Genomic DNA, 12786 nt, shown 5'->3' with positions numbered 1-12786 from the left:
CAAGCCAGCTCCCACAGGGGGCTTCGGAGTTATAGGGAAATCACAGGCACAAAAAAACGACCCGTCTCCTGTAGGAAACGGGCCGTTTTCCGGTGAGCCTCAGCTCAGAACAATCACTTGTTCAGGTGGAAATCTTTTTCCGCCGCTTCGAAGCGCTGCACCATACCGGCTGTTGGCGAGCCCATCTTGCTGACGATAAGAATGGCCAGGCTGGCGAAAATGAAGCCCGGGATGATTTCGTACAGACCCATCACTTCCCAGTGCTTCCACGCCACTACGGTGATCGCGCCGACCAGAATACCGGCCAGTGCGCCGTTGCGGGTCATACCTTTCCAGATGACCGAGATCAGCACAACCGGGCCGAACGCAGCACCGAAACCGGCCCAGGCGTAAGACACCAGACCCAGCACACGGTTATCCGGGTTGGCAGCCATTGCGATAGCGATCAGTGCAACCAGCAACACCATGGCGCGGCCGACCCAGACCAGTTCGGTCTGCGAAGCGGATTTACGCAGGAAAGTCTTGTAGAAGTCTTCGGTCAGGGCGCTCGAGCACACCAGCAATTGGCAACTGAGGGTGCTCATCACGGCAGCCAGAATGGCCGACAGCAGCACGCCAGCAATCCACGGATTGAACAGCAGTTTGGCCAGCTCGATGAACACGCGCTCGTGGTTTTCGGTCACGGGACCGGCAACTTCCGGGTGGGCCGAGAAGTAAGCGATACCGAAGAAGCCCACGGCCACGGTGCCGCCCAGGCACAGGATCATCCAGGTCATGGAGATGCGACGGGCGTTGGCAATCGACTTCACCGAGTCCGCAGCCATGAAACGCGCGAGGATGTGCGGCTGACCGAAGTAGCCCAGGCCCCAGCCCAGCAGCGAAATGATGCCGATGAAGGTGGTGCCCTTGAGCATGTCGAAGTTGCTTGGGTCGTTGGCTTCGATTGCCAGGAACGTGGTGTCGACGCCGCCGGTAGCCAGCAAGACGATGATCGGCGTCAGGATCAGCGCGAAGATCATCAGCGTGGCTTGTACGGTGTCAGTCCAGCTCACCGCGAGGAAACCGCCCACGAAGGTGTAAGCAATGGTCGCCGCAGCACCGGCCCACAGTGCCGTCTCGTAAGACATGCCGAAGGTGCTTTCGAACAAGCGAGCGCCGGCCACGATGCCGGAAGCGCAGTAGATGGTGAAGAACACCAGAATCACGATCGCCGAGATAATCCGCAGCAGCCCGCTTTTGTCTTCAAAACGGCTGGCGAAGTAGTCTGGCAGGGTCAGCGCATCACCGTTGTGTTCAGTTTGGACACGCAGACGGCCGGCGACAAACAGCCAGTTCAGGTAGGCACCGACGATGAGGCCGATGGCGATCCAGCTTTCGGACAGACCGGACATGTAGATGGCGCCCGGCAGGCCCATCAGCAGCCAGCCGCTCATGTCGGAAGCACCGGCGGACAAAGCCGTGACGACGCTGCCCAAGCTACGGCCACCCAGAATATAGTCAGAAAGGTTGTTGGTGGAGCGATAGGCCATCAAGCCGATCAGCACCATTGCTGCGATGTAGATCACGAACGTGATCAGTGTTGGATTGCTTACGCTCATTGAGTTACGCCCTGGCTTTGTTTTTATGTAGCAGCGGTGATGAATTACGCACAAACGAGGATGTTTGGCAGACGATTCCGGATCCCGCGCATTTAGGACTGATGTTTCCCCAGGAAAGCCACCAGCCGGTGCACCGGATATTCCGGTTGCACCTTGGGCGCGAATGCTATGCAACAAATCAAATAAGGTGCAACCAGTTTCAAGCGAATAAGTTGCACCTAGTCGGATTTACCCCTAAAAGCGTCGTTCTTGCTCCCTTTTAGCGCAGTCATGCACGTTTCTCAGAAGCAAAAGCACCTAACAGGAGCAGCACTTTCGTACCAGAAAATAATTCCTGACGAGCTGCTTATTATTCCGACAAAAAAAGGGTTGCACCCGGTTGCACCTCTTTCAGTGCGCGGCTAATCTTGCGGCCAGCTGATGCCACGCAACTGTGGCAACCATGAGGATAAAAATATGGCTACCACCACCCTTGGGGTCAAACTCGATGACCCGACCCGCGAGCGCCTGAAGGCGGCCGCGACCTCGATTGATCGCACACCGCACTGGCTGATCAAGCAGGCAATTTTCAATTACCTGGAAAAACTCGAGGGTGGTGCAACCCTGACCGAGCTGAACGGCTTGTCCGCCAAGGACGCCGACGATGCGGGCGAAGTCCACACCGATCACGCTCACCAATGCTTCCTCGAATTCGCCGAAAGCATCCTGCCGCAGTCGGTACTGCGCGCTTCGATCACCGCCGCTTACCGTCGCCCTGAGCCGGAAGTCGTGCCGATGTTGATCGAGCAGGCTCGCCTGCCGGCACCGATGGCCGAAGCCACCAACAAACTCGCCGCGACCATCGCGGAAAAACTGCGTAACCAGAAAAGTGCTGGCGGTCGTGCAGGCATTGTTCAGGGTCTGCTGCAGGAATTTTCCCTGTCGTCCCAGGAAGGCGTGGCGCTGATGTGCCTGGCCGAAGCGCTGCTGCGTATCCCGGACAAAGGCACTCGCGACGCACTGATCCGCGACAAGATCAGCACCGGCAACTGGCATCCGCATTTGGGCAACAGCCCTTCGCTGTTCGTCAACGCCGCCACCTGGGGTCTGCTGCTGACCGGCAAACTGGTATCGACCCATAACGAAGCCGGCCTGACGTCGTCGCTGAGCCGCATCATTGGCAAGAGCGGCGAGCCGATGATCCGCAAGGGCGTCGACATGGCCATGCGCCTCATGGGCGAGCAGTTCGTGACCGGCGAAACCATCGCCGAAGCACTGGCCAACGCGAGCAAGTTCGAAGCCAAGGGTTTCCGCTATTCCTACGACATGCTCGGTGAAGCGGCACTGACCGAGCACGACGCGCAGAAGTACCTGGCGTCGTACGAACAAGCCATTCACTCGATCGGCAAAGCCTCCCACGGTCGTGGGATTTATGAAGGCCCGGGCATTTCCATCAAGCTCTCGGCACTGCACCCACGTTACAGCCGCGCGCAGTACGAGCGGGTGATGGACGAGCTGTACCCACGCCTGCTGTCGCTGACCCTGCTGGCCAAGCAATACGACATCGGCCTGAACATCGACGCCGAAGAAGCCGACCGCCTGGAGCTGTCGCTGGATCTGCTCGAGCGCCTGTGCTTCGAGCCGCAACTGACCGGCTGGAACGGCATCGGTTTCGTCATCCAGGCTTACCAGAAGCGTTGCCCGTACGTGATCGATTACGTGATCGATCTGGCCCGTCGCAGCCGTCATCGCCTGATGATCCGCTTGGTGAAAGGCGCGTACTGGGACAGCGAAATCAAGCGCGCCCAGGTCGAAGGCCTGGAAGGCTATCCGGTCTACACCCGCAAGGTGTACACCGACGTTTCCTACATCGCTTGCGCACGCAAACTGCTGTCGGTGCCGGAAGTCATCTACCCGCAGTTCGCCACGCACAACGCCCACACCCTGTCGGCCATTTACCACATTGCCGGTCAGAACTATTACCCGGGCCAGTACGAATTCCAGTGCCTGCACGGCATGGGCGAACCGCTTTACGAGCAGGTTGTCGGCAAAGTCTCCGAAGGCAAGCTGAACCGCCCGTGCCGCGTGTACGCCCCGGTTGGTACTCACGAAACCCTGCTGGCTTATCTGGTTCGTCGTCTGCTGGAAAACGGCGCGAACACTTCGTTCGTCAACCGCATCGCCGACCAGTCGATTTCGATTCAGGAGCTGGTGGCCGATCCGGTTGCTCAGATCGAGCAGATGGCGACCGTGGAAGGTGGTTTCGGCCTGCCGCACCCGCGCATTCCGCTGCCGCGTGATCTGTACGGTTCCGAGCGCGCCAACTCCAGTGGCATCGACATGGCCAACGAACATCGTCTGGCTTCGCTGTCCTGCGCCTTGCTCGCCACCGCGCACAACAACTGGAAAGCCGCGCCGATGCTCGGTTGCGCGTCCAGCACTGAAGCGCCGGCACCGGTGCTGAACCCGGCGGATCACCGCGATGTGGTCGGCCACGTGCAAGAAGCCACTGTCGAAGACGTCGACAACGCCATTCAATGCGCCCTGAATGCTGCACCGATCTGGCAGGCCACCCCGCCAGCCGAACGTGCCGCGATTCTGGAGCGTGCCGCTGACTTGATGGAAGGCGAGATCCAGCCGCTGATGGGCCTGCTGGCTCGTGAAGCCGGCAAGACCTTCGCCAACGCCATCGCCGAAGTTCGTGAAGCGGTCGACTTCCTGCGTTACTACGCAGTGCAGGCGCGCAACGATTTCAGCAATGACGCCCACCGCCCACTGGGCCCGGTGGTGTGCATCAGCCCTTGGAACTTCCCGCTGGCGATCTTCAGCGGTCAAGTCGCTGCCGCACTGGCTGCCGGTAACCCGGTACTGGCCAAACCGGCTGAACAGACTCCGCTGGTCGCTGCACAAGCCGTGCGTTTACTGCTCGAAGCCGGGATTCCGGAAGGCGTGCTGCAACTGCTGCCGGGTCGCGGTGAAACCGTCGGCGCCGGTCTGGTGGGTGATGAGCGCGTCAAAGGCGTGATGTTCACCGGTTCCACCGAGGTGGCGCGGCTGCTGCAACGCAACATTGCCGGTCGTCTCGACAACCAGGGCCGTCCGATTCCACTGATCGCCGAAACCGGTGGCCAGAACGCGATGATCGTCGACTCGTCGGCCCTCACCGAACAAGTCGTGATCGACGTAGTGTCTTCGGCCTTCGACAGCGCCGGTCAGCGCTGCTCGGCTTTGCGCGTACTGTGCCTGCAGGAAGATTCCGCCGATCGCGTCATCGAAATGCTCAAAGGTGCGATGGCTGAAAGCCGTCTCGGCAACCCTGAGCGCCTGTCCGTGGACATCGGCCCGGTGATCGACGCTGAAGCCAAGGCTGGCATCGACAAGCACATTCAGGGCATGCGCGACAAAGGTCGCAACGTGTACCAAGTGGCGATTGCCGATACCGAAGAAGTCAAACGCGGCACCTTCGTCATGCCGACCCTGATCGAACTGGAAAGCTTCGACGAACTGCAACGCGAGATCTTCGGTCCGGTGCTGCACGTGGTGCGCTACAAGCGCAAAGAGATCGACCAGTTGATCGGCCAGATCAACGCTTCCGGTTATGGCCTGACCCTCGGCGTGCACACCCGCATCGACGAGACCATCGCCAAGGTGATCGACAACGTCAACGCCGGTAACGTCTACGTCAACCGCAACATCGTCGGTGCCGTGGTCGGCGTCCAGCCATTCGGCGGCGAAGGCTTGTCGGGCACGGGTCCGAAGGCCGGTGGCCCGCTGTATCTGTACCGTTTGCTGTCGACCCGTCCTACGGACGCCATCGAACAATCCTTCGCTCGCGGTGATGCTGCCGTCGCGCCGGATGTTCGTTTGCGCGACGCCATGAGCAAGCCGCTGACCGCCCTGAAAGCCTGGGCAGAAAGCAACAAGTACGCAGAACTGAGCACCCTGTGTGCGCAGTACGCCGCACAATCGCAGAGCGGCGTTACCCGCGTGCTGGCCGGCCCGACTGGCGAGAAGAACAGCTACGCGATCCTGCCGCGCGAGCACGTGCTCTGCCTGGCCGACGTCGAAGGCGATCTGCTGACCCAACTGGCGGCAGTGCTGGCAGTAGGCGGTTCGGCGGTATGGCCGGAGTCCGACATCAGCAAGGCATTGTTCGCACGCCTGCCGAAAGAGATTCAGGCGCGGATCAAGCTGGTTTCCGACTGGAACAAGGACGAAGTGGTGTTTGATGCGGTTCTGCATCACGGCCATTCCGACCAGTTGCGCGGCGTTTGCCAGCAGATTGCCAAGCGTGCGGGTGCGATCGTTGGGGTTCAGGGCTTGTCCCAGGGTGAGACCAACATTGCGCTGGAGCGTCTGGTGATTGAACGGGCGTTGAGCGTTAACACCGCTGCGGCGGGTGGTAATGCGAGCTTGATGACGATCGGTTAACACCCGATAAACCGGGCCGCCGCAATGGCCGCCCGGTACGCAATACCATGTGGGAGCGAGCCTGCTCGCGAAGACGGAGTGTCAGTCGACATCAATGTTGCCTGACTTACCGCTTTCGCGAGCAGGCTCGCTCCCACAGTTGTTATGGGGTGTTTGTTAAGTCGGCGCGCGGCTCCAACATCACGCTTATCAATCATCCTGTTCAGCCTTTATCCGCACGCCTAGACTCGGCCCACCCCCAATTTCAGGTAGGCCGCCATGTCCGAGACGCTGCTCAGTTCCCGCAATCTGGCTTTCGAGCTGTATGAAGTCCTCGATGCCGAGGGCCTGACCCGGCGTGAGCGCTTTGCCGAGCACAACCGCGAGACTTTCGACGCCGCCATAGGCACGGCGCGCAGCATCGCCGAGAAATACTTCGCGCCGCACAACCGCAAGGGTGACGAAAACGAGCCGCGCTACGAGGACGGCAAGGCGATTCTGATTCCCGAGGTGAAACCGGCGGTGGATGCCTTCCTCGAAGCCGGATTCCTCAATGCCGCGCGAAGTTTCGACGCCGGCGGCATGCAGCTTCCTACACTGTTGTCACAAGCCTGCTTCGCGCATTTCCAGTCGGCCAACGCGGCTTCGACGTCGTACCCGTTTCTGACCATGGGCGCGGCGAACCTGATCGAAAGCTTCGGCACCGAAGAGCAAAAACAGCGCTTCCTGCAACCGATGATCGATGGGCGCTTCTTCGGCACCATGGCCCTCACCGAGCCGCACGCCGGCTCATCACTGTCGGACATTCGCACCCGCGCAGAACCCGCGTCCGACGGCACGTATCGCCTCAAGGGCAACAAGATCTTCATTTCCGGCGGCGATCATCCGCTGTCGGAAAACATCGTGCACATGGTCCTGGCCAAGCTGCCGGACGCCCCGCCGGGGGTGAAAGGTATTTCGCTGTTCATCGTGCCGAAGTTTCTGGTCAACGATGACGGCAGCCTCGGCCAGCGTAACGACGTGCTGCTGGCCGGGTTGTTTCACAAGATGGGCTGGCGCGGCACAAGCTCCACTGCACTGAACTTCGGCGATAACGGTGAGTGTGTCGGTTATCTGGTGGGCAAACCGCATCACGGCCTGAGCTACATGTTCCAGATGATGAACGAGGCACGGATCGGCGTCGGCATGGGCGCGGTAATGCTCGGTTATGCCGGTTACCTGTACTCGCTGGAGTACGCTCGCGAGCGTCCGCAAGGCCGGGTGCCGGACAGCAAGGATCCGACCACCGCGCCGGTAGCGATCATTCAGCACGCCGATGTCAGACGCATGCTGTTGACGCAAAAATCCTACGTCGAAGGGGCGTTTGACCTCGGCCTGTACGCCGCGCGGTTGTTCGATGACACCACCACGCTTGAGACCGAAACCGAGCGCAAACAGGCCCATGAACTGCTGGATCTGCTGACGCCAATCGTCAAATCCTGGCCGTCGGAGTTTTGCCTGAAGGCCAACGAACTGGCGATCCAGATCCTCGGCGGCCACGGTTACACCCGCGAATATCCCGTGGAGCAGTATTACCGCGACAACCGTTTGAACCCGATCCACGAAGGCACCCACGGCATTCAGTCGCTGGACCTGCTCGGGCGCAAACTGGCGCAGAACGGTGGCGCCGGATTGAAGCAACTGGTTCGCCTGATCGCCGACACGGCCGAGCGCGCTACCGCGTACGAATCGTTAACTGCGCTGCGTGAGCCGTTGGAGAAACTGGTCGCACGTCTACAAGTGGTGACCCTCGGTTTGCTGACCGATCTGGCGCAAGGCAAGGTCAACAGCAGCCTGGCGAACTCGGCGCTGTACCTGAAAGTGTTCGGGCATACGGTGATTGGCTGGCGCTGGCTGGAGCAGGCGATTCGTGCAGAAGAAGGGTTGGCCAAGGGCAATACGGCGGATGCTGACTTCTATAAGGGCAAGTTGCAGGCGGCGCGGTATTTCCTGACGTGGGAAGTGCCGGGTTGTCACCATGAACTGACATTGCTGGAGGCGCGGGATGATACGTGTCTGGCGATGCAGGATGCGTGGTTCTGATCCGGATTTGGTGTAGCGGCTGAAATCCAATTGCGAGCAGGCTCACGCCTACAGGTGTACGCATACCAAATGTAGGAGTGAGCCTGCTCGCGATGGCGTCAATGGAGTCGCTGCAAATCTCAGGACAGCTTGAACCCACCCATCTGCCGTGCCAGATCATCCGCCAGTCGCTGCAACATCTGACAATCCTCACGACACGCCCGAACCTCTCCCGCCGTCGCCCGGGCCAGATCGGAAATCCCCTGCACGTTACGGTTGATCTCTTCAGTCACGGCCGACTGCTCTTCCGTCGCCGTCGCCACCTGATGATTCATGTCACTGATGCGCTCGACCTGCCCGGTAATCGCCGTCAACGATGCCCCGGTGCGCTGGCTCGATTCCACCCCGGTGCCGGTTGCCGCCTGACCGGTACGCATCGACGACACAGCATTTTCCGCGCCTTGCTTGAGGCTGCCGATCATCTGCTGAATCTCGTCGGTGGACGCCTGGGTTCTGCGCGCCAAGGTGCGAACCTCGTCTGCAACGACAGCGAACCCTCGGCCCATGTCCCCGGCCCGCGCAGCTTCAATCGCGGCATTGAGCGCCAGCAGGTTGGTCTGCTCGGAAACCCCGCGAATCACCGCCAACACCGAATCAATGGACGCCACTTGAGTGGCCAGTTCACCCACAGCACCGGCCGCCACACCGATCTCATCGGACATGCTTTCTATATGTCGAATCGAACCGCCGACCACTTCCCGCGCCTGCAACGCTTCATCCCGAGCGGTTTGCGACGCGAGCGCAGCGTTGCCGGCGTTCTGGGCGATTTCCTGCACGGTCAGGCCCATTTCGTGGACGGCTGTGGCGACCATGTCAGTCATTTCCTGTTGGCGGCCGGAACGCTCGGCGGTGTTTTCCACCACTTTCGCCACTTGGCTAACGGCCGTGCGCAGACGCTCGCTGGTGGTCAGCACTTCGCCGATCATGCCGCGCTGGCTGTCGAGGAAGCGATTGAAGCCCCGAGCCAAGTCGCCCAGTTCATCCGCGCGACTGGAATCTAACCGATGGGTCAAATCTCCCCCACCGCTACCGATTGCTACCAGCGCCGCTGTTACCTGACGAATCGGCCGCACCAGCCCCTGAGCCAGCCACACCACCAGCGCCAGGCATACCAGCGCCACCGCCAGACCGATGCCGCCACTCATCCACATCGCCTTGCGGGCTTCGGCGTAGATCTGCGATTGCGGCACTTCGGCCACCAGGGTCCAGCCCAGATCACGCAACGGCAGACTGAAAGCGAGGAAGTCTTCGCCTTCGCGCTGGAAGCTGCTGCTCACGGCATTATTCTGACCCATGACCGACTGCGCCGCATCGGCGCCAATCTGCTCGCTCAAGGTGCGTTTGCCACTGAACTGCGCCTCAGGATGCACCTGAATCAAACCGTCGGAACGCACGAGATAGACCTTGCCGCGCTCGCCAAAGCTGAAGTTGTGGATCAGCTCCGACAGCTCTTTCATGCTCAGCCCCAGTCCAGCGACACCGACCACTTTGCCGGCCTGCTCGACCTTCAAATCGATGAACAGCGCCAACTCTCCAGTGGCGCCATCGTTGTCGATATTGAGGGTGCGCGGCTGGTTGCTGTCGAGGAAGGAATAGAACCAGGCATCGGCCGGCTTGGCCCGACTGAGGGTGCGATCCAGGCCTTTTTCGGTGATGTAGTGATTGGATTCGGTGCCGATGATCAAAGCCGTAAATGCTTTGTGTTCGGCGCGGATGCCTTCCAGATACTGCGCGAAGGCCGCCGTTTTGCTGCTGTCTTCACCCGCTGCCAACCAGTCGCGCACCATGGAGTTGCTGGCGATATCTTTCGCGGCGGTCAGCGGTTGGACGAGGATCCGTTCGATGTCGTTGCGCGTCGCTTCGATGCTCGACGGCAGCGCTTGTTCGACCAGATAGCTCTGGGCGAGGCGGTTGACCACCAGGGTATAAATGCCAACCACGATCAGGATGCTGACCAGCAGGGCGGTGCCCATGCTGAGAATCAGCTGCCATTGAATACTGCGTCGCCACAACTGCATGGAGCACCCCCAAAGAATAAGTGGCGGAAGCAATGCAACAGCCGTGCCGATTGTATACAACCAGATCGACAATCTATTCTTTGGTTGTGCGCAACCCCGTCAACCCTGATTGATGGTCTTGGCGATGGTGTCGACCGTGGCGCTGACTTGCTCTTGGTAACGGTCGAGTTCTTCCTGGTGCTGCTTCTTCATTTCAATCTGCTGCGAGCACAGATTCATCGCCGCCAGCACCAACAGGCGGTCGCCGATCAGCGTCGGGTATTTGCGTTTGGTGTCATCCAGCGCGGCCTTGAGCATCATTGCCGCGTCCAGCAGGGTCTGTTCTTCCCCGGCCGGTGCCTTGATCGAATAGTCCTCCCCGAGAATGGAGACGACTTTTACCCCTGCTGTGTGGTGGTTCATGCGCTGACAGGACCTGCGTTGACGCGATCAACCAGGGCTTGAATGCGCGCGGCAGTAGCGCCGTGCTTTTCTTCCTGTTCCATCAGGTTCAATTGCAGGCTTTCGTTTTCATCCTTGGCCTGGGCCAGTTCCGTAGCCAGGGTCTGGTTGGTTTGCGCAAGGCTCTGGTTCTGTTGCACCAGGTCGCTGACGAGCTGTTCCAATTGGCTGAGGGATGCTTCCAACATTTTGATCTTCCAAGCGTTTTTCAAAGGGCGCGTACGATAAAGAAAAGTCACCACGGATGCCAGGGTTAAACCGGCGCAAGGCCTTGATTTTCCTGGCGGGCGAACGTTCTCGCGAGTTTAAAAGACTGTCATCTGCCGATCTGGTTCCTGCACTTCGTCGCTCAAGGCTGGATGCGACAAATACGCACATGGACTAAAGAGTTCATTCGCCCGACCGATAAGTCACTCAACAGCAGTCTCAGCCCGCACGGATGCGGCCCTCCTCGGTATCCGCACATGTCCCTTCGCAATATGAATATCGCCCCCCGGGCGTTCACCGGTTTTGCCCTGATCGGCGGCCTGATGCTGATTCTCGGCGTGTTCGCCTTGAACCAGATGAGCAAAATCCGCGCAGCGGGCGAAGATATCGCCTCCGCCAGCGTGCCTTCCATCAAGGCCCTCGACGATTTCACCCAACTGACCCTGCGCCTGCGGGTGTTGTCGTATCGGTTGCTGATCAACCGTGAACCGGACGTGCAGCAGAAAACCTTTGAACTCTTCGAGTTGCGCAACAAGCAGATTGCTGACGCCCAGCGCGCTTACGAACCGTTGATCGACGGCCCGCAAGAGCGCGCGGCTTACGATCAGTACGTGCAGTTGCTGGCCCAGTACCGTCAACTCGAAGACCGGATGAAAACCCTGTCGCGCAACAATCAGATCGATGAACTGCGGCAGATGCTCAACTCGGACTTGTTGAGCAACTCGGAAGCAGTGAATACGGCGTTGGCGCGTTTGCTGGAGATCAACACGCAGCAAATTGCCGAAACAGACAAAGGTGCGGCTGACCAGTATTCCCTGTCATTCAACCTGGTGATCACGCTGCTGATCATTGCCAGCGGTCTGACCCTGCTGTTCGCCTGGCTGCTGACGGCCAGCATCACCAAGCCGATTGCCAAGGCACTGGAGGCAGCGGAAACCATCGCCGAAGGCAACCTGACCCAGCCAATCCATGTTGACGGCTCCGATGAAGCCGGGCGTCTGTTGGCAGCCATGGCCAAGATGCAAGCGAAGCTGCGCGACACCCTGCAGCGAATTTCCGGTTCGGCTACGCAGTTGGCCTCGGCCGCTGAAGAGCTGAACAGTGTCACCGATGAAAGCGCTCGCGGCCTGACTCAGCAGAACAACGAAATCGAACAAGCCGCTACCGCCGTCAACGAGATGACCAGCGCCGTGGAAGAAGTTGCGCGCAACGCGGTCAGCACCTCGGAAGCCTCGAAGAACGCCACCACCTCTGCCGGTGACGGCCGTGATCTGGTGCAGGAAACCGTCAGCGCCATCGAACGCATGAGCGCCGACGTGCAGAGCACAGCGACTCTTATTGGCGATCTGGCCAACGAATCCCGCGACATCGGCAAGGTACTGGACGTGATCCGCGGCCTGGCCGACCAGACCAACCTGCTGGCACTGAACGCAGCGATTGAAGCGGCGCGTGCCGGTGAAGCCGGTCGTGGTTTTGCGGTGGTGGCTGATGAAGTTCGTGCCCTGGCGCACCGTACACAGCAGTCGACCAGCGAAATCGAGCGGATGATCGGCAGCATTCAAAGCGGCACCGAACACGCTGTGGATTCGATGCGTAACAGCACCGAGCGCGCCGAGTCGACCCTGAACATTGCCCGTGGTGCAGGGATGTCGCTGGACACCATCAACACCGCCATCGTCGAGATCAACGAGCGCAACCTGGTGATCGCCAGCGCCGCCGAAGAACAGGCGCAAGTGGCGCGGGAAGTGGATCGCAATCTGGTAAACATCCGTGATCTGTCGGTGCAATCGGCGACCGGGGCGAATCAGACCAGTGCGGCGAGCAACGAACTGTCGCGTCTGGCGCTGGATCTGAACAATATGGTTGGGCGGTTCAGCCTTTAACCTTTAAAAGCAAAAAGATCGCAGCCTGCGGCAGCTCCTGCACGGGACTCATGTACACCCTGTAGGAGCTGCCGCAGGCTGCGATCTTTTGATCTGCCAAAAACCTTTTTGACAGCACCACATTTCAAC

Annotated in this window: 7 protein-coding genes and 2 pseudogenes; 4 read left to right on the top strand and 5 right to left on the bottom strand. The window is 59.9% G+C overall.

Translation table 11 applies throughout. The annotated features are described in order from the left end of the window. Positions 1-113 precede the first annotated feature (113 nt). Positions 114-1598, bottom strand: coding sequence for a sodium/proline symporter PutP (gene putP / locus PSH79_RS02285; RefSeq protein ID WP_305441049.1), 1485 nt, complete (start codon positions 1596-1598; stop codon positions 114-116). A 456-nt stretch (positions 1599-2054) separates the two neighbouring features. On the opposite strand from putP, the gene putA reads away from it, so the two are divergent. Both putA and PSH79_RS02275 read left to right on the top strand, forming a co-directional pair. Beyond that, a complete protein-coding gene (gene putA / locus PSH79_RS02280) occupies positions 2055-6008 on the top strand; it encodes a trifunctional transcriptional regulator/proline dehydrogenase/L-glutamate gamma-semialdehyde dehydrogenase (RefSeq protein ID WP_305441048.1) in 3954 nt (1317 codons plus the stop codon). Between the two features lie 258 nt (positions 6009-6266). Continuing rightward, the gene (locus tag PSH79_RS02275) at positions 6267-8069 is read left to right on the top strand and encodes an acyl-CoA dehydrogenase (protein ID WP_305441047.1); all 1803 of its coding nucleotides are present in this window, start codon (positions 6267-6269) and stop codon (positions 8067-8069) included. 119 nt (positions 8070-8188) lie between these two features. On the opposite strand, the gene PSH79_RS28115 is transcribed toward PSH79_RS02275, so the two are convergent. From PSH79_RS28115 to PSH79_RS02260, 4 genes and pseudogenes are all read right to left on the bottom strand, one after another. Next, complete coding sequence (locus PSH79_RS28115; protein ID WP_370872648.1) at positions 8189-8896, bottom strand: methyl-accepting chemotaxis protein; 708 nt, start codon at positions 8894-8896, stop codon at positions 8189-8191. Positions 8897-9103: 207 nt separating this feature from the next. Then, a pseudogene (locus PSH79_RS28110) lies at positions 9104-10081 on the bottom strand (cache domain-containing protein); the annotation flags it as partial. A gap of 144 nt (positions 10082-10225) precedes the next feature. Further along, complete coding sequence (locus tag PSH79_RS02265; protein WP_016987569.1) at positions 10226-10528, bottom strand: cell division protein ZapA; 303 nt, start codon at positions 10526-10528, stop codon at positions 10226-10228. Beyond that, a complete protein-coding gene (locus tag PSH79_RS02260; protein WP_305441045.1) occupies positions 10525-10755 on the bottom strand; it encodes a hypothetical protein in 231 nt (76 codons plus the stop codon). Before PSH79_RS02260 ends, PSH79_RS02265 begins: the two co-directional genes overlap by 4 nt. A gap of 171 nt (positions 10756-10926) precedes the next feature. Here PSH79_RS02260 and PSH79_RS28105 point away from each other — a divergent pair. Continuing rightward, positions 10927-11754: pseudogene (locus PSH79_RS28105) on the top strand (MCP four helix bundle domain-containing protein); the annotation flags it as partial. Positions 11755-11784: 30 nt separating this feature from the next. After that, positions 11785-12657, top strand: coding sequence for a methyl-accepting chemotaxis protein (locus tag PSH79_RS28100; RefSeq protein ID WP_370872647.1), 873 nt, complete (start codon positions 11785-11787; stop codon positions 12655-12657). Positions 12658-12786: the final 129 nt, after the last annotated feature.

It is taken from the genome of Pseudomonas sp. FP2196, from assembly GCF_030687715.1.
Classification (GTDB): domain Bacteria; phylum Pseudomonadota; class Gammaproteobacteria; order Pseudomonadales; family Pseudomonadaceae; genus Aquipseudomonas.
Note: the sequence above shows the minus strand (reverse complement) of the source record. Positions and strands in the feature narration are given on the sequence as shown.

Excerpts from the sequence above, each read along its gene's own strand:
- PSH79_RS28100 (WP_370872647.1), top strand. The coding sequence starts at position 11,785 with ATGGCCAAGATGCAAGCGAAGCTGCGCGACACCCTGCAGCGAATTTCC.
- putP (WP_305441049.1), bottom strand. The coding sequence starts at position 1,598 with ATGAGCGTAAGCAATCCAACACTGATCACGTTCGTGATCTACATCGCA.
- PSH79_RS28115 (WP_370872648.1), bottom strand. The coding sequence starts at position 8,896 with ATGGGCCTGACCGTGCAGGAAATCGCCCAGAACGCCGGCAACGCTGCG.
- putA (WP_305441048.1), top strand. The coding sequence starts at position 2,055 with ATGGCTACCACCACCCTTGGGGTCAAACTCGATGACCCGACCCGCGAG.
- PSH79_RS02260 (WP_305441045.1), bottom strand. The coding sequence starts at position 10,755 with ATGTTGGAAGCATCCCTCAGCCAATTGGAACAGCTCGTCAGCGACCTG.
- PSH79_RS02265 (WP_016987569.1), bottom strand. The coding sequence starts at position 10,528 with ATGAACCACCACACAGCAGGGGTAAAAGTCGTCTCCATTCTCGGGGAG.
- PSH79_RS02275 (WP_305441047.1), top strand. The coding sequence starts at position 6,267 with ATGTCCGAGACGCTGCTCAGTTCCCGCAATCTGGCTTTCGAGCTGTAT.